A 21,377-nucleotide genomic window follows, 5' to 3' on the forward strand; every position below is an offset into this window, starting at 1 on the left:
ATTTTCTGGGCAGGTGTTTCTTTAGATTTAGACATAGGAGAGTGCTCCATGGGTTGCGTCCAGTCTAATCTACCATGCTTTCTTAACCATGTAAGGACCGTACTTCGACCTTGAATACCGTAGTGCTGTTGAGCTTGCTTATAGGTTAGCTCGCCTTTTTCTACTTGACTGACAACGGCTAATTTAAAGCCTAATGTGTAATCACGTTGTGTACGTTTAATGCTGATTGTGCTTGAAGGTTTCATAGATAAGTCTCCAAAGTGTCAACTTATCTCAGGACGGGACAAGGTTACCCAAAAAAAAAGCCTGCATATATGCAGGCTTTTTCTGTTGATTCCATAGCGCTACACTAAAGTAACCGCCATCTTACGGCGCAAATAAGCAATTTGCTGCATATGCGGCAGATCTTTAGGGCAGTTATCTTGGCAGCCAAGCAAGGTCATGCAGCCAAATACACCGTCTTGGTTACCAATTACATGATAGAAATCTTCTGCACTGCGTTGGTCGCGACTATCTAGCTCAAAGCGGGCAATTTTCATCAGGCCTACAGCACCCACAAAAGTGTCACGCATCTGTTTAGTGGCGCAAGCAGAGACACAAACGCCACATTCAACACAACGTTCCAGCTCATACAGCTTGGCCGCTTCTTCAGGCGACATCGGCGCTTCTAGGCGATGAATGTCGCTGTCTTGCTCATTGGGGTGCAACCACAGCTTTAAGCGCTCGGCAATCTCGCGCATAAACTTACCCGTATTCACTGAGAGATCGCCAATCAGTTCAAAGCCTGGCAGTGGCATCAAAGTGATTTCACCCTTAGGATACTTGCTGGTTAACGTGCGGCACGCCAGGGTAGGCATACCGTTAATCACCATGGCACAACTGCCACAAATACCCGCGCGGCAGACAAAATCAAACTGCAATGACGGATCTTGCTGTTCACGCAACATGTTTAAGGCAATAAATACGGTCATGCCAGGCGCTTCTTCAAGCTGGTATTTTACCATCTTAGGTTTATCACCCGGCTCTTGTGGGTCATAACGAAAGATATTAAAGGTTAACATGCGACCTTGGCTCATTTTGCTTGTTCTCCAACCTGAGTTTCTTGTTGCGCGAGCACATCAGCTAGACGCTCATTTTTAGCCACTAACGCTTCCGGCAGTTCAAATGGCATGATTGCCTGTTGTTTCTGGTGACGATCAGCATCCTCTGGCAATTGACTGAGGATCTCAGCAATCTGCTGCTCTCGTTTAACCGTATCAGGATGGGCGATGGCATTGTCGATACCATAGCCACGGTACCCTGGTGGTAGCTCCATCTTCATAACATCGAGCTGCTCATAACTGATTGTCGGCGCTAAAGCCTCTTCATTTGGCCAACTCGTTAAGGTGCGGTTTAGCCACTCTTGGTCATTACGCTGCGGATAATCTTCACGGGCGTGGGCACCACGGCTTTCTGTACGTGCTTCCGCGCCACAAGCGACCGTTAGCGCCACTTTTAGCATACGTGTAACCCTTAGTGCTTCTACCAACTCAGGATTAGAATGACGCTTCTTACATTTAAGCCCAAGATTACGCGAACGCTTCAACAATGCTTGCAGCTCATCAATGGCTTTTTGTAGCTCAGGCCCATTACGGAAAATCCCCACATAGTCCATCATGATGCGTTGCATCTGCAGCTTAATCTCAAAGGCAGATTCAGTGCCTTGGCCCTCAATTAAACCATCGATTTCATTGCGTACTTTGTCGACAAATTGCTGCGCTAGACCAGTGTTGATTTCCAAGGTTTCTTGCTGGCAGAAGTCGGCAACATACTTGCCAATGATCATGCCACCAACCACGGTTTCAGCTAAGGAGTTACCGCCTAAACGGTTAAAACCATGCATGTCCCAGCACGCCGCCTCTCCCACACTGAACAAACCTTTTAAATGCGGGCTTTGACCGGTTTTGTCAGTACGAATGCCGCCCATAGAATAGTGTTGCGTAGGTCTAACCGGAATCCACTCTTTGGCTGGATCGATACCCAAGAAGTTTTCGCAGATCTCTTTAACTTCACGCAAGTTAGTCTCAACGTGCTTACGGCCTAGTAAGGTAATATCTAGCCACAAATGCGGCCCGTATGGGCTATCAACGCCTTTACCTTTACGCATATGCTCAGTCATGCGACGTGATACCACATCGCGAGAGGCAAGTTCTTTCTTTTCAGGCTCATAGTCTGGCATGAAGCGATGACCATCTTTGTCTCGCAACAAGCCGCCATCTCCCCGGCAGCCTTCTGTGGTCAAAATCCCTACAGGGACAATCGCTGTTGGGTGGAACTGTACCGCTTCCATATTCCCAAGCTTAGCCACGCCTGTTTCTAACGCTAACGCTTGACCAACACCCTCGCAAATAATGGCATTGGTAGAGACTTCGTAAATTCGACCATAACCGCCGGTAGCGATAGTGGTCGATTTAGCAATATAGGCTCGCAACTCGCCAGTTATCATGCAGCGCGCCACAACACCTTGGCAGCGTTTGCCATCATGGATCAGCGCTAAGGCTTCTACCCTTTCATGGACAGGAATGTCCATCTCAATGGCCTTGTTATCTACCGCATACAACAATGAATGACCAGTGCCATCAGCGGTGTAACAGGTGCGCCACTTCTTGGTGCCACCGAAGTCGCGGGCATTGATTAAGCCGTGAGCTTGCTCAGCCTCTTCAATAGTGACTTTTTCGGCATTAACTACCACTTGGCGAGGGCCTTTGGTGACTCGTGTCCAGGGTACGCCCCAGTTGGCCAATTCACGCACGGCCTTAGGAGCACAATGAGCAAACATGCGCGCGACATCTTGGTCGCATCCCCAATCTGAGCCTTTTACGGTATCTTGGAAATGCACATCTTCATCATCTCCCATACCTTTGACCGTATTACCCAAACTCGCCTGCATGCCACCCTGCGCTGCGGCAGAGTGCGATCGTTTTGCAGGAATGAGCGATAGCACGACAGTGTCGAGCCCGCGCTCTTTTGAGGCAATGGCAACCCTTAAACCGGCCAACCCAGCACCGACAACTAGCGAATCGGTATATATCAGTTTCACGCTTGCTCCTTTTGAGGGATAAATTACTTCTGGCTATTTAGGTCATGTGGCGTGTGGTAAAAAGGCGAGTAATGCCGCCAGACCGACCAACACAAACACAATGCTCACAATGGTTTTTATCTTTCTTATTCGGCTTCTATTGCTCAGGGCACTCTGTGCGCCCCACTTAATGATCACTCGGTACACACCGATGGCAGCGTGCAGCTCCACACATAACAACAGTGGCACGTAGACCATCCATACCCCATCATTCCAAATGCGATCAGCACTGCCGACTGGACCGATGGTTTCTGGTGCACTGCCAATAAGCCATAAATGCAAGGGCAGTAATAACAATATGCCGAGTCCAGTTACCGCTTGCCACACCCACAACTTGGTATCGCCGTGGTGAATCACTTGCATCTGTTGCCGCAAAGCGCGCTGCTGTTGCAGGTTCAGTGGCAATTTGTGCACCGCTGCAAGCACATGCACCAAAGTGATAATTCCAATCACTACCGCAATGACCGACACTACCCACGGGTAGCCATGACCATCAGCACTGAGGAAGCTCAGCTCCATGGTTTTGGCCACCATAGTCATCGCATCTGCGCCTAATAATATCGACGCCACTTAGCAACAAGTGTGTCCATAAAAATAGGGCTAATATCATGCCCGACAGGCTTTGGCTTACATCGAGCCAACCGCCGAAATAATTGATTTTTTTGGTCAACGACATAACTCCTCCCCTCTATGGGCTGAGACGGTAAACGAGCTGTCTAATTACAACTCTGTTCACTAATGTCGCTCACATTTTCGGCAAATTCCGTGCGGCAGATCAAAGCAGCTTAGATTAAATTACTCATCACTAAATTAATCTAAGCCGTATTACCTAGGGAACGTATGGCGTGACGGGTAACGTCAGCTCTTGGCCAATGAACATATAAGAGATCAAACTAAGTAGGCCGATTACCATTAAGTACACAATCAACACCTTCGCGACTTTTCTAAGCCCGGCACGATTATGGGTAAAGCCCCATTTAACGGCTACTCGGTACAGACCAATCATGGCGTGGATCACCACTGCTGGTAGTAGCAAAATGTACAGCAGCCAAGCATTGGCATGGTAAACACGTTCGGCTGACAAGTGCGGGCCAATTTCAGGGTTAGTGATCATAGTAAAGATGTGTACCGGCGCGAGGAAAAACAAAATAAAGCCAGTCACTAACTGCCAGAACCAGGCATGGCTATCTTTATGGTTGATACCATGCATGTGTCTTCTCAGTGCTCGCCATTGGCCCAGCTGCGCAGGAAAGCGGCGTAACGCAACGGCAGCGTGGATAATCACCACCGCCATAATGAAAATAGAGAATACTTTAGTGACGACAGGGAAACCGTGGCCTGTGCTGCTGAACATGCCACCTTCTAAGAATTGCACCACATGAAAGAAGGCCTCTTTGCCCAGCAGAATGCTTGACTCAAAATGTAAATGAGCCAACAAAAAGCAACCTAGCATAACGCCTGTCACACTTTGGACTTTATCGGCTTTGGCCGACCAAGGGCTGCCTAAAGATGCATAGTGATTGTGATGAGATAGCAAGCTTTTAACGTTCATGATTTCATTGCGTCTAATATCGGGATCTACACCATATCAGCCCCAATCCATCTGCCTATTTACTGACAAACAAAGCGTGAGCAAGCTCACTGACTAACTTGTTACTATTTGAAGCAGATCACAAACAACCCCTTACAATCAAAACAAAGGTAAAACCTTTTTACCAAAAATATTCAATCACTTACAGCACCTATTCAAACAAAATAATCACCAACAAAATAAGTGCGATAAGCTCAACCACACTTAAAAACGCCAATAATTTTCCACGCCCTAGCTATCTAAGTGATTAAGTTGTATTGATTTTCAACGGCATTTATTACGATTAAAACCGCATCATTGCCACAGCAATCCGTGCAAAATGCAGCTATTTAGCCTTATTGGTATTACAATAGCGCCATTATTGAACTGTAGAGAACGCTTTCATGGCTTGGATTCAACTCAAAATCGATACCGATAATCAACACGCGGATGCCCTTAGCGATATGCTAATGGAATTAGGCTCGTTATCGATCACCTATGAAGATGGTAAAGACACCCCAATTTATGAGCCGACATTAGGTGAAACGCCACTGTGGAATCACACCGTGATCACGGCACTTTTTGATGCCGACTATGATTTAGCCCCTGTAGTCGCCATGCTCAAACAACTGCCTTACTTGGGTGAAGACTTCAGCCATAAAATCGAGCAGGTCGAGGATAAAGATTGGGAACGAGAATGGATGGACAACTTCCACCCGATTCAATTTGGGCGCCGGTTATGGATCTGCCCAAGTTGGCGCGAAGTCCCCGACCCACAAGCGGTTAATGTGATGCTGGATCCTGGTTTAGCTTTTGGTACCGGCACTCATCCCACCACAGCATTGTGTTTAGAGTGGCTAGATAGCCTCGACCTTACCGATAAACCGGTTATCGACTTTGGGTGTGGATCGGGCATTTTAGCTGTAGCGGCATTAAAACTCGGTGCTAACAACGTCACCGGTATTGATATCGACTACCAAGCTATTGAAGCCTCAAAAGCCAATGCTGAGCGTAACGGGGTTGCAGACAAACTGGCACTCTACTTACCTGAAGATCAACCTGAGAACCTGCAAGCCGAGGTGCTGGTCGCCAATATCTTAGCCGGCCCACTGAGAGAGCTGGCCCCCTTAATTGCCGAAAAAGTCACCCCAGGCGGTTTGTTAGCATTATCAGGCTTATTAAGAGAACAAGCTGAAGAGATTTCTGCGCATTATTCACAATGGTTCAACATGGACGAGCTTGCTCACAAAGACGACTGGAGTCGCTTGACAGGCACCCGCAAATAGCGCTATTGGCGGGCGGCGTCTAGGCTGCCCGTTACTTCTCACAAGTCAAAAGTCAAGCAAAAAAGTTGCTCTCAGGTCATTTATTGACCTTTTCACGGGCTTGAAAAAGGCGTACTATAGCGCCCCTTTATAGCGCAAGGTGTACTGATAAATGCAGATAGGACCCTATCAACTGAAAAATCAGCTGATCGTGGCTCCAATGGCAGGCGTCACGGACCAGCCCTTTCGAAACCTTTGCTTACGCTATGGCGCAGCCTTAGCCGTATCAGAGATGCTTTCTTCGAATCCTGATGTTTGGGATACCGATAAAAGCCGCCACCGCATGAGTCATGCTGGTGAGGACGGGATACGCTCTGTACAAATTGCAGGTTCAGATCCTGAATTAATGGCGCAAGCTGCTGTTGTCAACGTACAACAGGGAGCACACATCATTGATATCAACATGGGCTGTCCGGCAAAAAAGGTGAATAAGAAACTAGCAGGGTCAGCATTGCTTCAGGACCCAGTGCAAGTAGAAGCGATTCTGCGGGCCGTGGTTGCTGCTGTTGATGTACCTGTGACGTTGAAGATTCGCACCGGGTGGGCTCCAGAACACAAAAATGGTGTTCAGATCGCCCAGATTGCTGAAGATTGTGGCATCGCCTCGCTCGCCGTACACGGCCGAACGCGTCAATGCATGTATAAAGGCCATGCCGAATACGACACCATTAAAGCAATCAAGCAACATGTCTCGATACCTGTTGTAGCAAATGGTGATATTTGTACTCCAGAGAAAGCACAGTTTGTGCTGGAACATACGGGTGCAGATGCCATCATGATAGGTCGAGGCGCCCAGGGAAGGCCTTGGATTTTCCGAGAAATCCAACATTACTTGGAAACAGGTAATAAGCTAGCGCCCGTTGAAGTGGATGAAAAGCGTCAAGTGATGCTGGAACACCTCAAAAACTTATATGCATTGTATGGCGAGTACAAGGGTATCCGAATCGCCAGAAAGCATGTTGGATGGTATCTGGACCAAGATGTACAGCGACCATTACGCGCTGAATTTAATCGGCTGGAAACTGTAGAAGAACAATGTTCCATTTTGGAACGTTATTTTGATGAATTAGTAAAGAATTAATAAAGAGCAGAATACGAATGTTTGATCAGACAACTCAACCAGAAGCTCATCAGCTTACCGTAGGCAAAATTGAGACCGCTAACGGCACTATTAAGCCACAGTTACTTCGTGACGCAGTAAAGCGCGCAGTAACCAACTTTTTCGCTCAAATGGACGGTCAAGAAGCTGAAGAAGTTTATGAAATGGTGTTAAGCGAAGTTGAAGCACCTCTACTAGATATCATCATGCAGCACACTCGCGGTAACCAAACTCGCGCAGCAAACATGCTAGGTATCAACCGTGGTACTCTGCGTAAAAAATTGAAAAAGTACGGCATGAACTAAGAAGAAATTCTTAACATGATGTATTAAAACGGGTTTTCCAGAGATGGGAAGCCCGTTTTGCTTTTGTGAGCCCAGCCTATCTACTTTATCACTCCGCCTAACAGTCATGCCTAATCAGCGAGATACTCAGCACTATTTATCGAGTCGGTTTATCTTCTTTGTATAGTGTGCTTAACTCAGCTATGAATATGTACAAATAACAATCACTGGCAGTTTGTGATATTAATGACTTCAGCTCTGGAGGACAAATGAACAAAGCCGTTATATTCACTGCCGCCGACGGCACCACCTACGTGGATAAGAAACGTCACTTTTGGTGGTTTTCACTATTAATTCCTAGTATCGCTGTCGCGGGTCCCCTGCTCTATCAAAGCTACCAGCAGGAAGTGTTTTTGTGGTTATTCTTTATTGTGGTGTACAGTCTTTTTCCTTTAATCGACTACCTGATGGGAGAAGACACCAGCAACCCACCAGAATCGGTGATTGCCGCCCTTGAAGCCGACCCCTTCTATTCCAAAATTATTCGGCTGAATGTCCCTGTGGTGTTAGCCACCTTTATTTATTGCGCCTGGTTTGTTGCTAACCACTCTTTAAGCTATTCAGGATATTTAGCAGTGGCGTTATTAGCCGGCAGCATTGGCGGTCACGGGCTAAACATCGGCCATGAACTGGGACATAAACGCAAAAAGATTGATATTTGGCTGGCTAAGTTAGTGCTGGCGCCCGCGGCCTATGGTCACTTTTTTATTGAACATAATCGCGGTCACCATAAACATGTCGCCACGCCCGACGACCCAGCCTCTGCAAAAATGGGCGAAACCATTTATCAATTTGCATTAAGGGAGCTGCCCGGCGCAATTAAGCGGGCGCACCAAATAGAAAAAACACGTCTTAATAAAGCGGGACGTTCCGCACTGAACCTAGACAATCAATTTCTACAGGCCATGTTACTGACGCTTTTGTTGTTTATCGGCTTGGTGGTTTGGTTGGGGCCAGTGGTCATTCCCTATTTGTGCATCTGCGCCTTCTGGTCCATGTGGCAATTAACTTCTGCAAACTATATTGAGCATTACGGCTTACTGAGACAAAAACTGGCTAACGGGCGCTACGAGCGACCACAACCACATCACAGCTGGAACAGTAATCACATCTTCTCCAACTGGGCGCTATTTCACTTACAGCGTCACTCAGATCATCATGCCAACGCCACTCGTAGTTACCAATCACTGCGCCACTTTGACAACTTACCCACCTTACCGAGTGGGTATTTTGGCATGTATGTGATTGCCTACCTGCCTTTGCTATGGTTTCGCATCATGGACAAACGACTGCTGGCAGTGACTAATTACGATATAAACAAAATCAACATGTTGGACGACAAACGTCAGCAACTCATTGCTAAATATCAGCTAAGCTAGCGCTTAGCGGTGCTAACAAGCTAACCATTCAGCGGCCTGCGAAGGCTACCGTGGTGCCATTATCGCCACGACAAGATACAAACATCCGCTGCGCTATTAAGTCACTATGCCACTATGCCACTATGCCACTATGCCACTATGCCACTAAGCCACTAAGCCACTAAGCCACTAAGCCACTAAGCCACTAAGCCACTATGCGATTAAATCATTAAGCCATGAAGTGACTGAGTGTTGCAGCTAAGACTTTATCGCCTGCTTAACCGCGCTTTTCAACTGTTGCATGAAGGCTTTAAAGTGAGGCATGAAATCAACAAACAGCGGATGCTTTCGCTGCTCTATCATGAGTGGACCCAGTAAACGTAGCGCTAGCGCCATTCTTGTAGCCTGCTGTGCTTCAAGTCCGCTGCCTTGTTTGAGCTTATCTATGGTATTGAACAGATCTTCTCGGTCTTGGTATTCAAACTGCACGCGCTCAGCAATCTCGCTGTTAATCGCTTCAACTGTAATACGATAATGTTTAATAGACATGGCAACTCCTAGTATGACTTTGTAAATTTGGGTTCTACAACCGATTGCTGAGACCACGTTAACGACTCGCTAGGTGATCATTTGGGGTTAGGCGCAACAAGACAGCACGTTAACTTCGTAAGTAACGCTCAACTCTTGGCTTAACGGTTAACGACACCAGTAGCATTAACACTACCGCAGCTGGCAGCGCGCTAATGAGTGTCGAAACCCAAGATGACAATAGTAGTTGTGGCTGCTGCCAGCCCACATGATGCAAAGTGGTCACCAGTGCTAAGCCAGATTCCATTATCAAGGCCATCAGCAATCCAACAATAATGCTGCGCATCCTCGATGTTAAATGAGCTAACCAAAGGTTAGCGAGCTTAGTGAGCGCGGCCATCAGTAGTATCCCCGCTGGCATTATCGTCATGACTGCCGTACTAAAGGCACTGAACCACAAATGAGTAAAGTCATCCGTTGAACCCACACTGACATAGGTCATGACCGCTGTTAAACTCGCAGCCATCGATAACATCATCGTCAACACTAGCGCCGCTTTGCGCAGCCAAATGCTAGCTTGGGTATTATTAGGTAGACGAAATTGGATTGTTTGAGCTGACATAGTTTTAACCTACCCTTGAATGGCGCAACAATATAGTTGATAATGTCAATTATATTCATTTGATTGACAATGTCAACTATATTCTTAAAGGTATTACTATGTCTGATAACCAGTCATTAGAAGGTCTACTGCAATTGGTTCATGGATTGAAGCGAAACTTGCACGAACAAATAGAGCAATTACAACTAGATATTGCCCCTATGCACGTGCGCGTATTGAAAATTATTAGCCGTAAACCACAATGTACCGCTGTCGATATAGCCGGATATTTAAATCGTGACAAAGCACAAGTGACGCGGCTATTAAGTACGTTGATTACCCAAAATCTCATAGAAAAGCGCGCTAACCCACAGGATAAACGCAGCCAATATTTGCAGCTCACCGCTGCGGGTCAAGCCATTATGGATCAGGTAAGAGGGCTCGATGCCAACATCTATCGTAAAATGACCCAAGACATTAGCGCGAAAGAACTGCAAGATTTCGAACAGATAGCGCAAAAGATGAACAGTAATCTCAGTAGTTAGCAAGCCAATACATCTACAAAATATAAACCCCACTTTCGCGGGGCTTAATACATGACATACTAGTCGCTAAAGAGGCTAGTTTGCTTTGGCATCACGGCCATGAACCCACTGATACAGCACCGGCAGTACAAACAGCGTTAAAATGGTCGACGAGATGATGCCACCAATCACCACAGTGGCAATCGGCCTTTGCACTTCAGCACCCGTGCCAATATTAAGTGCCATGGGCACAAAACCTAGCCCGGCCACCAGCGCAGTCATCAATACAGGTCTAAGCCGAGTCATCGCACCATCAATAATAGACTGCAGTAACTCGCCACTTTGCAAAAAGCGCTGACGGATAAAGCTCAGCATCACTAAGCCATTCAATACAGCCACACCAGATAACGCAATAAAGCCAACTGCGGCGGATATCGATAACGGCATGTCTCGCAGCCACAATGCCATCACCCCGCCGGTAAGCGCTAGCGGAATAGCGGTAAAGATGATCAACGCGTCACGAACGGAGCCAAAGGCCATCACTAACAAACCAAGAATAATTGCCAGCGTAATGGGCACCACGATAGTCAGCTTTTGGCTTGCCGACTCAAGCTGCTCAAAAGTGCCACCATACTCTAACCAGTAGCCTGCAGGTACATCAACTTGCTGAGCTATTGCGGCTTTCACATCAGTGACAAAGGTGCCTAAATCACGACCGCGGACATTAGCAGTAACCACAATACGTCGCTTACCATTCTCGCGACTTATCTGGTTTGGCGCCGGTGCGATATCCAAGGTCGCCACTTCTGATAACGGTACATAGCGACCGTTGGGCAATACAATTGGCAGTTCGTGTAAGCGCTCCACATCTTGGCGAATTGGCTCAGGTAAACGTATCACCATGTTAAAGCGCCGATCGCCTTGATATAGCGTGCCGGCGGTGTCACCCCCTATGGCTGTGGCAACAACCGATTGTAGCGCAGCCACTGTTAATCCGTATTGAGCTAATTGCTGTCGCTTAGGCGTTATCGATAAAACAGGGAGTCCGGTCACTTGCTCGACTTGAATATCAGCGGCGCCCGGGATGGTCTCAATCACTTCATGAATGGCATTCGCGGTTTGCAGCAAGGTATCAAGATCATCCCCAACTACTTTCACGCCCAAGTCTGCTCGCACACCGGAAATGAGTTCGTTAAAACGCATTTCAATGGGTTGCATCAGTTCAAAGTTATTGCCCGGTTGCATCGATACCGCGTCCATCATCTGTTTAGCCAGCGCTTGATGGCTCAGACGCGGATCTGGCCATTCATCCCTAGGCTTAAGCATGATAAAGGTATCGGCAATATTGGGCGGCATTGGGTCATTGGCCACCTCGGGAGTCCCCACCTTAGAGAACACATTTTTTACTTGCGGAAATTTGGCAAGCTCAACTTCCAAGGCTTGTTGCATCTCAACAGATTGATCTATACCTGTGCCGGCAATACGAATGGCCTGCAGCAAGATATCTTCTTCATTGAGCTGCGGAATAAACTCAGTGCCCAAGCTACTCGCAAGCCAAATTGCAACGGCGACGAGCGCCGATGCGGCCAATACCACCAAATAGCGTAGTTTCAAAGCTAACAGTAATAATGGTTGGTACAGAGATTTACTTAAGGTAATGACTTTACTTTCTTTTTCACTGATTTTTCCGGTCATAAATAGTGCAACAGCAGCCGGAACTAAGGTCAAAGACAGCACTAATGCCGCCAATAATGCCATAACCACCGTGGCGGCCATTGGGTGGAACATCTTGCCTTCTACACCCGTTAAACTGAACAACGGAATATAGACCACAGTAATGATTAACACCCCAAATAAGCTCGGTCTAATGACTTCATTGGTCGCCTCGAACACTAACTGCAAACGCTGTTTTAGCGGTAAATTAACCCCATGAAGCCCCTGCGCTTGCGCTAAACGGCGAGTTGCGTTTTCAACGATGATAACCGCGCCATCGACTATCAGGCCAAAATCCAACGCACCTAGGCTCATTAAGTTAGCCGAAACACCGGCTTGTACCATGCCGGTGATTGTGGCCAACATCGCCAGTGGAATCACTGCTGCGGTGATCAATGCCGCACGTACATTGCCCAGCAACACAAACAATACCGCAATAACAAGCAAAGCCCCTTCAACGAGGTTTTTTGTACTGTCGCCATAGCCTTGTCGACTAAGTCTGAGCGGTCATAGACTGCTTCAACCTTAATGCCATTAGGTAATGACGCTTTAACAGCCTCAAGCTTGGCCGCTAATGCTAGCGATACTTGACGAGAGTTTTCACCCACCAGCATCATGGCACTGCCCAATACAGTTTCACGACCATCTCGGGTCGCAGCGCCGGTCCGCAGTGCTTTACCAATCGCCACCTCGGCAACATCACTAATAAATACCGGCGTGTCACCGAAGTACTTAACAATAACCTGGGCGACTTCATCCATGCTTTGTAACTGCGCCGCTGAACGCACAGTTAATTGCTGACCGCCACGTTCAATATAACCTGCACCGCGATTACTATTATTGGCTTGTAGTGCCTGTTTAATGTCAGCAAAAGACACTTCATAGGCCAGCATTTTTTGTGGGTCGGGGGTAATGTGGTACTGCTTGTCGTACCCGCCAATCGAGTTGATTTCGGTGACCCCATCAACTTGAGCTAATTGCGGTTTAATGATCCAGTCTTGGATCTCCCGCAACGCGGTTGCATCATAGGCTGCGCCATTGGGTTGGCGAGCATCGGGCATCGCCTCAATGGTGTACATAAAGATCTCGCCTAGCCCAGTCGATAGCGGCGCCATTTGTGGCTGCAGTCCGTTAGGAATACTGGCATCAATTGCACTTAAACGCTCATTAACCAGGTTGCGGGCAAAATAAAGATCGGTACCCTCGTCAAATACCACGGTCACCTGTGATAAACCGTACCGAGACAAGGAGCGGGTATAGGCTAAATTGGGCATTCCCATCAGCGCATTTTCAATAGGGTAAGTAATTCGCTGCTCGGTCTCTAGCGGCGAATAGCCATCTGCGCGAGTATTAATTTGCACTTGTACATTGGTAATATCTGGCACAACATCAATGGGGAGCTTTTGATAGCTCCACAACCCAATACCCACCAAAATGAGGCCAAGGCACATCATTAACCAGCGCCGGTCAATCGACAGACGTAATAATGATTCAATCATGGCTGAACTCCTTAATGCACATGGGCGGCTGACGATTTTTCAAGATCCGCTTTTAACAAAAAGCTCTTGTTCACCGCATAGGCTTCACCGGCCGTCAGTCCTGACAACACTTCGGCATAGCGGTTATCTGTTGCACCAATGGTAACCACGCGCTTTTCAAAACCTTCGCCATTTTTCACAAATATCACCTGCTGGCCTTCCACCTCCTGTAGCGCGCGGCGATCGAGTCTTACTGCCACAGTTTGTTGACTGAGCACCACTTCACCCGCCAATAACATGCCTGCATGCCACTGCTGGGTATTGTTTTCAAGTTTCACTCTAACTACGGTGAAAGGTTGTGGCTCTACTGGGGTGATAATCGCGCCGATGGCAGAGGAGATGTATTGCCCATCTTGACTGGTCAGGCGCACAGATTGGCCTTGGCTGAGTTGGCTGAATTGGCCTGGAAATGCCTGTAGCTCCGCCCACAGTTGTTGCTCATTAACAATAGAGACTAATCCGGTAGCTTGGGTGAGTTCTCCCGCGTTGGCATGACGAGCGACTATCTGACCACTAATTGGCGCTTTAACAGCATAGCGTTTAAAGCTGCTATTGGATTCCACCTCAGCAATGACTTGACCGGCAGTGACAGTATCACCCACCGAGACATTGAGCTGAGTGATCAAACCGCTAAACCGCGCTTGAGCTAAACTTTGATTTTCAGCAGCAATCACGGTTTTACCGTATAAGGAAATTGTTTGCGCAAGCGTGCCTGCTTGAGCCGTAGATACGCTAATCCCCGACGCCGCTATTTGACTGTCACTGATGTGCACTTGGCCCTCTTCGTGCTCATCGTGGTGGTCGCCATGTTCGTCACCATGACCATCATGGCTATCATCATGCTTGTCGTGGTCATCATGGTGCGCCCCTTCATGAGACTGCTGGTGTTGATGTTCACCACTAGCAAAGGCATAAGTCATACCGGTGATGGCTAATGCAAAAGCCAATGATGAATATAAAATGGTACGCGTGTTGAGTAGTCTAATGTTCATTGTGCAGACCCTTGGAAAAATTCAGAAGACGCATGCTGCGAGACGGGGAGTGGTTCGGCGATCAGCTGCTCAATATCCACGCCAAAACGTAGCGCCGAAGTAGCAGCATCAAGCATGGCGCGCTTGGCAAAAAGTAGCTCTTCGCTGGCCGAAAGGTAGGCGAGATAACTGTAATTACCTTGCTCATAAGCCAGCTCGCTGTCAGCCATCGCCGCCGTCAAAGTAGGGATTATTTGTTGCTGTAACTGTTTAACCTGGGCAATGGCCAACTTGCGACTTGAATAGGCGCGATATAGTTCATTGCGCAGTGCCAGCAAAGCGATATCACGATTGAGGCTTACTTCTGCTTTGGCGGCAATAGCGGCGTCAACCGCACCTTGATTTCTATCGCCACTAAATAACGGCATGCTAAAACCGGCACTCAAAGCAACATCATCACTGGACTGATGCTGTTTAACCCCCACCGACCAACTGATGTCGGCGCTCGAGCGCGTTTTAGCGTAGCGTAGCTCTGCCTGTCGAAGTTGTGATTGACTGGCAAAGGCCATAATTGCTGGGCTGAACTTCACTTTTTCAAACAGACTATTAAAGTCGATATCATCTGAAAAATGTAATAGCTCGCCTTGCACCTGCTGAAACTCAGCATGACTGTCCCCCCACATCATCGCCAATGCAATTAAGGCATAATCACGTTGCTGCTGTTGGTTTTGCCATGTTAACTGCGCGCGATAAACCGCTGCTTGAGCACGGTTAATGTCCGCGTCGCGCATCACACCTGCCGCCGCTCTTTTCGCAACGGCGTCATAGGTTTTCTTGGCTAAAGTCACACTTTCATCGGCAAGAGAGAGCTGGGCTTGTGCAGCCAGTACATCGATATAGCGGCGGGTGACTTCACCCAAAACGGACAACGCTTGTATCTTCTGTTGCGCCAATAACACTGCGCGCTTTTCATTAATCACCGCGCCGCGGGCAGCCAACTTGTCACCCATCTCTAGCACTGATGACAATGACACACTGAATTCGGCGCCATCAATACCGCTAAACTCACCACTACCAGCGGCATTTTCGACTTCGAACCCTAACTCATACCCAGGAGAAAGCGCGGCAGTGCGGCCTTCGGCATCAATTGCGGACTGACGAATGGTATAAACTTGTAAACTTGGATGTTGCTGCATTGTCCGTTCAATAGCGGTAGCTAAAGACAGACTTTCAATCTCATTGTTAGATGATGCTTGCACACTGAGCGCTAGCGTGCACGCCCCCACAAATACAGACGTTTGACCTAAAGCGCGTAGCACTTTAGGCACAAAGAACTCATAAGACATTCATTTTGCCTCAAACAGAATTTTGGAAAAATCATCACACTGCGGTCACAGTGATGACGAGTTTAGATCAACAAAAATCTAGGCTTGGGGCGGGCGTAATAGTGAATATAACGGTGAGTCTGCGTAGGTCAGCGCGACAAAAACAGGCTGCGAATCGGGGCTAAGTTGTGGAAGTAACTCAAGTTGTACGGTTTGCACTAAATTGACACAACAGGCACAGCACTGACTATTACAATCATGGCAATCGTCTATATGCTCTGACTCACATGCCTCGCTATCAGTTGTAGCGTCCGCAGACCCGCAGTCGACTGCGGCGCTATAGTTGCTGGCTGCCTCAGTGACATGATTGTCTGACTCACAGCTAGCCGCCATCGCAATCACAGATTGAAATGTCAGCGCCAAAATCAGTAATAGTCGACCTAGTTGGCCACTTTGACGAATCAAAGCAGTCAAACCACGTCTTAGCAGGCAATTCATGCTTATTAGTGATAACCGTTAAATAACACAACTGAGTTATTACAATAGTAACACTGAAAATACGATAAAGGTTAAAGCTTTAAGTGCAGTATGTGCCAATTATCGCAAATAAGCCGTCAGACTTGAGCATCAAGCCACGGCTTTATGAAATTAAACGCGAAGCGCGGGATACTATATGTACGACGACATTCTCGTGCCGTGAAGCAGCGTATAAACAACACTAGCTAATATCAGCCTAACCCCGAGAGTTGTTGTAATTGATCAATATTGGAAAACTCAATATGAGCTAGCTGGCCCTGCTGGGGCGCAATTGCCTCACGCCCAACTGCAGGGTTAAGCCAGGCGGCTTGGCAACCTGCACGGCGTGCTCCTTGCACATCAGCAGTATAGCTGTCCCCTACATGCAATAACTGTTTATGGGAGATATGTAATTGACGACAGGCTTTGTAAAACAGATCCGGATAAGGCTTCATGCGCATACCTTCACCAGGATGAAGAACAAACTCAAAGACCTCTCCTAAGCCAATACGGTTAGCATCGACATTACCATTGGTAATGCCCACTAAGCGATACTGGCTTTGCAAACTCTTTAATTGCAGCAACACCTCACTGGGCACGGTAAAGTCAGAGCGTTTATCTAAAAACAGTGCTAAGCCCTGCTGTGCCCCTGCAGTTGCTTGTGATTTGTCATAACCTGCTATCAGCAAACCTTGTTCAAGTGTCGCCAACCTTGCGGCGGTAGTGTCGTGTCCTAATAGCGGTTTTGCTTTAACCAAACGCTGCTTTAAGTTAAGCCAGTCTCGGCTATGCCAAGCTTTAGCTCTAGGAAATTGCAGCGCTAAGAAGTTGAGTAAGGCTTGCTCAGCCGCTTGAATATAACCACGATTATCGTACAAGGTATCATCGAGATCGAAACTGATGGTATTGATAAACGCGGGGCGAATATTGATTTTCATTAACGGCTCCGCTTTTTGGCTCGTGGATGAGCGCCATCATATATTTTAGCAAGATGTTGGAAGTCGAGACTGGTATACACTTGGGTGGTCGACAAATTGGCATGGCCCAGTAGTTCCTGCACCGCCCGTAAGTCTTGACTGGATTCCAGCATATGGGTAGCAAAAGAGTGGCGTAATTTATGTGGGTGCACCGGCACATTTAATCCCTGTTGCTGGCCACATTTTTTCAGCCGTGCTTGGATAGAACGATGCGCTAAGCGACGACCTTTACTGGTGACAAATAGGGCGTCATCGGTGCAAACGATAGCCTGTTTCTCGGCCAACCAATGTTCGATAGCCTCAATAGCGATACTGCCAATGGGCACGATCCGCTCTTTGCTGCCCTTACCCATAACTTTTACTTGCCGCTGCTTAAAATCGATGTCGGCTACATCCAAAGCAGCCAGCTCAGCTAAACGCAAACCGGATGAATAAAACAGCTCCATCATGGCTTTATCACGGATACCTAATAAATCCTCAGCATCAATACTCAGTAGGTGACTGACTGAATCAAGATCCATATTTTTTGGCAAAGACTTGTGTTGTTTGGGGGCACTCAAGTTAGCGGCGGGATCATGGGTTATCGCCTGCTCTAGTAATAGAAACTGATAAAACTGTTTAATTGCTGATACAGATAATGACAGCGAGCGCGGACTTAGGCCACGGCGATGCAGTTTATTCAATACCTGTTGCAGCTGCTCGGCGCTCACGCTAAGCCAATCAATGTCACCACCCAAAATCTCATTGACGCGAGAGAGTTCAAACAGGTAATTGTGCAGGGTATGGGAAGAGAGTTGGCGCTCAGCACTTAGGTGCAATTGAAATTGCTCAATCCAGTTTCGCGCCATAGTTTATCCTATTAGAGTTTCGGCAATAAATGGTCAAGTAATTGCTTAACTTGATCTAATAATAGGTGATCCATTTCAGGATGGAAATGTGATGGATCTTGACTGGCAATCGCAAATATTACTTGGCCACAGTCATCGGCTAAACGAGATAGTGCCACCGAACCGACATCGCTACCAAACAGACGCTTAGATTCACCCTGGGTCAACCGTCCAAAATAATACCCAAAGCGTAAACGTTCACTCCAAATACGTGACAAGTCACTATCGATATCATGCACTGTGATAAGGCGAACATGAGTGAACTCAAATTGCTTTTTCAACAGGGCTGAGAGTGTCTGCCTTAGCTCACCTAAATCTTCCGCTTCTAACAGCTTTAGTGACAACTGAGTGTTAAACAGATAGATACTTTCATTGCGGCTGGCCATAGATAATAGCGCAGTGATCTCTTCCTCTAACTGGGTCACTCGGCTGCGGAGCATCTCTTGCCGACGCTCTACCAGCGACACCGCACCACGCTCAGCATGGGGAATGCGCATTGCTAACAATAACTCTGGGTAGCGCGCAAAGAAATCGGGGTTGTCGAGTAAATACTCACGAATTAATACTTCATCAAATGGGACGTCTGTTTTTTTAGTCATTGCGTCTTTCATTATTATATTTGTCCATCGTACACTTGTTCAGCGGGACCGGTCATCCATAACGGTTTGCCTTCACCATCCCAATTAATGGTTAACGACCCGCCGGGTAAATCCACCCGCACACGTCGATCGAGTTTGCCTTGCAAACAACCCACAACTACAGCCGCACATGCACCGCTGCCGCAAGCTAAGGTTTCAGCAGCGCCACGTTCATACACTCGCAGCTTAATATGGCCACGATTAATCACCTGCATAAAGCCAACATTCACGCCCTTAGGAAAACGCTCATGGGTTGTCACTATGGCACCAATTCCAGCCACATCAGCGGTAACGACATCATCCACATCAAGCACGCAGTGCGGATTGCCCATCGACACGGCACCGCATAAATGGGTCTGCATTTCGCCATTGATGTTGGTTTGCAATAAGTAGGTTTTTTCCTGACGCTTAGCGGTAAATGGGATGCGGTTTGGCTCAAGTACCGGCACACCCATGTTGACGGTAACATTGCCATCGCGCTCTAACCGTAGCGTCATTTTGCCTGCTGAAGTGCTGACTTTAATTTTGTGCTTATTGGTCAAGCCTTTATTTTTGACAAAACGTGCGAAACAGCGCGCACCGTTGCCACATTGCTCAACCTCACTACCGTCAGCATTAAAAATACGGTAATGGAAATCTAAATCTGGATCATAAGGCGGCTCAACCAACAAAAGCTGGTCAAAGCCGATACCAAAATTTCTATCCGACAAGCGTTTAATTTGCTCAGGCGAAAAAAACACACTCTGGGTCACGCCATCGACCACCATAAAGTCATTTCCCAGACCATGCATTTTGGTAAATTGGATCAAGATATTTCCTTAACTAACCAGCGATGGCAGCTTTAGCCACCATCAAATTTATATTCACAACTTAGGGCAAAAGCTGCTCGCCCTGCCACAATTGTTCAACCGTTTCACGGGCGCGAATTTGGTGATGCTCGGCGCCATCAACCATCACTTCCGCAGAACGAGGGCGGGAATTGTAATTCGATGACATGGTAAATCCATAGGCACCAGAAGACCGTACCGCTAAAAGATCGCCCGCTTGCAATGCTAGCTCACGATCCTTACCTAAAAAGTCACCGGTTTCACATACTGGTCCCACAATATCATAGTTTTGTGTGGCCTCATCCCGTGGCTTCACTGCAATAATGTTTTGCCACGCACTATACAAAGACGGCCGGATTAAATCGTTCATGGCACCATCGACTAAGGCAAAGTTCTTGTCGCTGTTCTCTTTGAGATACAGCACTTGAGTGACAAAGATCCCGGCATTGGCCGCAATGGCACGCCCAGGTTCAAATATCAATTGCAAGTCACGGTCGGCAATTTTGGCCAGCAATGCGGCGGCATAGTCACTAGGTTGTGGCGGCACTTCATCATCATAAGGCACCCCTAACCCGCCCCCTACGTCGAGGTGTGAAATGCTCACTCCTTGCGCGGCCAAACGGTCGATAAGACCCAGCATCCTATCCATGGCATCTAGAAACGGTTGGATTTCGGTTAGCTGCGAGCCAATATGACAATCGGCACCCTTAACCGCTAAACCGGGTAGTTGCGCAGCGCGTAGGAATATAGTCTCAGCTTCTTCCATCGCAATGCCAAACTTATTCTCTTTCAGCCCTGTCGAAATATAGGGATGGGTACCCGCATCAACATCTGGGTTAACGCGCAAGGAAACCGGCGCAACTTTACCTAGGCGCAGCGCTACCTCGTTAAGCTGTTCGAGTTCGGCAGCCGATTCCACATTGAAACAGTAGATGCCGACATTCAGCGCCATTTCCATTTCAGCAACGGTTTTACCGACACCGGAAAACACCACTTTGGCAGGATCTCCGCCTGCTTGGATAACCCGAGCCAGTTCACCACCAGAGACAATATCAAAGCCACTACCCAGACGGGCCAATACATTGAGCACGGCAATATTGGAGTTAGCTTTAACCGCATAGCAGATCATATGCGGGTGGTCGGCCACGGCGTTATCAAATGCACGCCAATGGCGTTCTAATGTGGCCCGAGAGTACACATATAAAGGGGTACCATAAGTAGCTGCTAGCTCGGCAACCTGACAATCTTCTGCCTGCAATTCGCCATTTTGATATAAAAAATAATCCAAGACGCTATTCCTTATTACTTTGTTCTGTTTCTGTTGGTGCTTGTTGTGTCGACTGAGCTTGCTCAGTTTGGTTGTCTTGTTTTTCAGGCGATTTATAAAGGGCACCTTTTTGACCACAAGCAGTGATCAATAGGCTACCAAGCAATAACAGTGAAAACAGTCTCATTTTTTTCAACATCTGTAATTCCGGCAATAGATCAAAGTGACGTCAATCGGTTAAGCCACATCAT

Annotated in this window: 20 protein-coding genes and 2 pseudogenes; 5 read left to right on the forward strand and 17 right to left on the reverse strand. The window is 47.5% G+C overall.

The features are described 5' to 3' along the window. The 5 genes and pseudogenes from L865_RS0117380 to L865_RS0117400 form a co-directional block, all read right to left on the reverse strand. Positions 1–245, reverse strand: a 245-nt coding sequence (locus tag L865_RS0117380; RefSeq protein ID WP_028774411.1) for a helix-turn-helix domain-containing protein, incomplete at its 3' end; no start/stop codon positions are given. A 99-nt stretch (positions 246–344) separates the two neighbouring features. After that, on the reverse strand, positions 345–1,076 hold the full coding sequence (locus tag L865_RS0117385) for a fumarate reductase iron-sulfur subunit (protein ID WP_028774412.1): 732 nt from the start codon (positions 1,074–1,076) through the stop codon (positions 345–347). Beyond that, the gene (locus L865_RS0117390; protein ID WP_028774413.1) at positions 1,073–3,079 is read right to left on the reverse strand and encodes a fumarate reductase flavoprotein subunit; all 2,007 of its coding nucleotides are present in this window, start codon (positions 3,077–3,079) and stop codon (positions 1,073–1,075) included. Before L865_RS0117390 ends, L865_RS0117385 begins: the two co-directional genes overlap by 4 nt. Before the next feature lie 42 nt (positions 3,080–3,121). Then, positions 3,122–3,794, reverse strand: a pseudogene (locus tag L865_RS24110) (fumarate reductase cytochrome b subunit). Positions 3,795–3,947: 153 nt separating this feature from the next. After that, a complete protein-coding gene (locus L865_RS0117400) occupies positions 3,948–4,670 on the reverse strand; it encodes a fumarate reductase cytochrome b subunit (RefSeq protein ID WP_051484680.1) in 723 nt (240 codons plus the stop codon). 422 nt (positions 4,671–5,092) lie between these two features. Between L865_RS0117400 and prmA the strand changes: the two genes are divergently transcribed. The 4 genes from prmA (at position 5,093) to L865_RS0117420 (ending at position 8,835) form a co-directional block, all read left to right on the forward strand. Beyond that, on the forward strand, positions 5,093–5,974 hold the full coding sequence (gene prmA, locus L865_RS0117405) for a 50S ribosomal protein L11 methyltransferase (protein ID WP_028774415.1): 882 nt from the start codon (positions 5,093–5,095) through the stop codon (positions 5,972–5,974). 151 nt (positions 5,975–6,125) lie between these two features. Beyond that, the gene (gene dusB, locus L865_RS0117410) at positions 6,126–7,094 is read left to right on the forward strand and encodes a tRNA dihydrouridine synthase DusB (protein WP_028774416.1); all 969 of its coding nucleotides are present in this window, start codon (positions 6,126–6,128) and stop codon (positions 7,092–7,094) included. 17 nt (positions 7,095–7,111) lie between these two features. Then, on the forward strand, positions 7,112–7,417 hold the full coding sequence (fis, locus tag L865_RS0117415) for a DNA-binding transcriptional regulator Fis (protein ID WP_028774417.1): 306 nt from the start codon (positions 7,112–7,114) through the stop codon (positions 7,415–7,417). Positions 7,418–7,665: 248 nt separating this feature from the next. Then, entirely contained in the window at positions 7,666–8,835 is a 1,170-nt protein-coding gene (locus L865_RS0117420) for an alkane 1-monooxygenase (protein ID WP_028774418.1), read from the forward strand. A gap of 237 nt (positions 8,836–9,072) precedes the next feature. Here the strand turns inward: L865_RS0117420 and L865_RS0117425 are convergent, their stop codons facing one another. Next, positions 9,073–9,363, reverse strand: a complete 291-nt coding sequence (locus L865_RS0117425) for a DUF3861 domain-containing protein (protein WP_037471481.1) — start codon at positions 9,361–9,363, stop codon at positions 9,073–9,075. 109 nt (positions 9,364–9,472) lie between these two features. Beyond that, positions 9,473–9,964 (reverse strand): DUF2798 domain-containing protein, encoded by a 492-nt coding sequence (locus tag L865_RS24115; protein ID WP_051484681.1) that lies wholly within the window; start codon positions 9,962–9,964, stop codon positions 9,473–9,475. 98 nt (positions 9,965–10,062) lie between these two features. Between L865_RS24115 and L865_RS0117435 the strand changes: the two genes are divergently transcribed. Then, positions 10,063–10,488 (forward strand): MarR family winged helix-turn-helix transcriptional regulator, encoded by a 426-nt coding sequence (locus L865_RS0117435; protein ID WP_028774420.1) that lies wholly within the window; start codon positions 10,063–10,065, stop codon positions 10,486–10,488. 75 nt (positions 10,489–10,563) lie between these two features. Here the strand turns inward: L865_RS0117435 and L865_RS24120 are convergent. The 10 genes and pseudogenes from L865_RS24120 to lptM all read right to left on the reverse strand — a co-directional run bounded on the left by L865_RS24120 (position 10,564) and on the right by lptM (position 21,325). After that, a pseudogene (locus L865_RS24120) lies at positions 10,564–13,610 on the reverse strand (efflux RND transporter permease subunit). Positions 13,611–13,690: 80 nt separating this feature from the next. Beyond that, entirely contained in the window at positions 13,691–14,710 is a 1,020-nt protein-coding gene (locus L865_RS0117445; RefSeq protein WP_028774421.1) for an efflux RND transporter periplasmic adaptor subunit, read from the reverse strand. Further along, on the reverse strand, positions 14,707–16,035 hold the full coding sequence (locus tag L865_RS0117450; protein WP_037471483.1) for a TolC family protein: 1,329 nt from the start codon (positions 16,033–16,035) through the stop codon (positions 14,707–14,709). The genes L865_RS0117445 and L865_RS0117450 overlap by 4 nt, the downstream gene beginning before the upstream one ends. A gap of 78 nt (positions 16,036–16,113) precedes the next feature. Next, complete coding sequence (locus L865_RS0117455) at positions 16,114–16,488, reverse strand: hypothetical protein (protein WP_028774423.1); 375 nt, start codon at positions 16,486–16,488, stop codon at positions 16,114–16,116. 254 nt (positions 16,489–16,742) lie between these two features. After that, positions 16,743–17,468, reverse strand: coding sequence for an HAD-IA family hydrolase (locus L865_RS0117460; protein ID WP_028774424.1), 726 nt, complete (start codon positions 17,466–17,468; stop codon positions 16,743–16,745). Further along, positions 17,468–18,355 (reverse strand): tyrosine recombinase XerC, encoded by an 888-nt coding sequence (xerC, locus tag L865_RS0117465; RefSeq protein WP_028774425.1) that lies wholly within the window; start codon positions 18,353–18,355, stop codon positions 17,468–17,470. The genes L865_RS0117460 and xerC overlap by 1 nt, the downstream gene beginning before the upstream one ends. Positions 18,356–18,366: 11 nt before the next feature. After that, complete coding sequence (locus tag L865_RS0117470) at positions 18,367–18,993, reverse strand: DUF484 family protein (protein WP_157577657.1); 627 nt, start codon at positions 18,991–18,993, stop codon at positions 18,367–18,369. A gap of 14 nt (positions 18,994–19,007) precedes the next feature. Continuing rightward, a complete protein-coding gene (dapF, locus tag L865_RS0117475) occupies positions 19,008–19,841 on the reverse strand; it encodes a diaminopimelate epimerase (RefSeq protein ID WP_028774427.1) in 834 nt (277 codons plus the stop codon). A 61-nt stretch (positions 19,842–19,902) separates the two neighbouring features. Next, complete coding sequence (lysA, locus tag L865_RS0117480) at positions 19,903–21,147, reverse strand: diaminopimelate decarboxylase (protein WP_028774428.1); 1,245 nt, start codon at positions 21,145–21,147, stop codon at positions 19,903–19,905. Positions 21,148–21,151: 4 nt separating this feature from the next. Continuing rightward, positions 21,152–21,325, reverse strand: coding sequence for an LPS translocon maturation chaperone LptM (gene lptM / locus L865_RS25740; protein ID WP_169732707.1), 174 nt, complete (start codon positions 21,323–21,325; stop codon positions 21,152–21,154). Positions 21,326–21,377 lie beyond the last annotated feature (52 nt).

The organism is Shewanella waksmanii ATCC BAA-643 (assembly GCF_000518805.1).
Classification (GTDB): Bacteria; Pseudomonadota; Gammaproteobacteria; order Enterobacterales; family Shewanellaceae; genus Shewanella; species Shewanella waksmanii.

What these genes read in the sequence shown, in the direction of transcription:
- L865_RS0117470 (WP_157577657.1), bottom strand. Translation starts at nt 18,993, where the DNA reads ATGACTAAAAAAACAGACGTCCCATTTGATGAAGTATTAATTCGTGAG.
- L865_RS0117445 (WP_028774421.1), bottom strand. Translation starts at nt 14,710, where the DNA reads ATGAACATTAGACTACTCAACACGCGTACCATTTTATATTCATCATTG.
- L865_RS24115 (WP_051484681.1), bottom strand. Translation starts at nt 9,964, where the DNA reads ATGTCAGCTCAAACAATCCAATTTCGTCTACCTAATAATACCCAAGCT.
- prmA (WP_028774415.1), top strand. Translation starts at nt 5,093, where the DNA reads ATGGCTTGGATTCAACTCAAAATCGATACCGATAATCAACACGCGGAT.
- L865_RS0117400 (WP_051484680.1), bottom strand. Translation starts at nt 4,670, where the DNA reads ATGAACGTTAAAAGCTTGCTATCTCATCACAATCACTATGCATCTTTA.
- dusB (WP_028774416.1), top strand. Translation starts at nt 6,126, where the DNA reads ATGCAGATAGGACCCTATCAACTGAAAAATCAGCTGATCGTGGCTCCA.
- L865_RS0117385 (WP_028774412.1), bottom strand. Translation starts at nt 1,076, where the DNA reads ATGAGCCAAGGTCGCATGTTAACCTTTAATATCTTTCGTTATGACCCA.
- xerC (WP_028774425.1), bottom strand. Translation starts at nt 18,355, where the DNA reads ATGGCGCGAAACTGGATTGAGCAATTTCAATTGCACCTAAGTGCTGAG.
- L865_RS0117460 (WP_028774424.1), bottom strand. Translation starts at nt 17,468, where the DNA reads ATGAAAATCAATATTCGCCCCGCGTTTATCAATACCATCAGTTTCGAT.
- fis (WP_028774417.1), top strand. Translation starts at nt 7,112, where the DNA reads ATGTTTGATCAGACAACTCAACCAGAAGCTCATCAGCTTACCGTAGGC.
- L865_RS0117425 (WP_037471481.1), bottom strand. Translation starts at nt 9,363, where the DNA reads ATGTCTATTAAACATTATCGTATTACAGTTGAAGCGATTAACAGCGAG.
- L865_RS0117420 (WP_028774418.1), top strand. Translation starts at nt 7,666, where the DNA reads ATGAACAAAGCCGTTATATTCACTGCCGCCGACGGCACCACCTACGTG.
- lptM (WP_169732707.1), bottom strand. Translation starts at nt 21,325, where the DNA reads ATGTTGAAAAAAATGAGACTGTTTTCACTGTTATTGCTTGGTAGCCTA.
- L865_RS0117450 (WP_037471483.1), bottom strand. Translation starts at nt 16,035, where the DNA reads ATGTCTTATGAGTTCTTTGTGCCTAAAGTGCTACGCGCTTTAGGTCAA.
- L865_RS0117435 (WP_028774420.1), top strand. Translation starts at nt 10,063, where the DNA reads ATGTCTGATAACCAGTCATTAGAAGGTCTACTGCAATTGGTTCATGGA.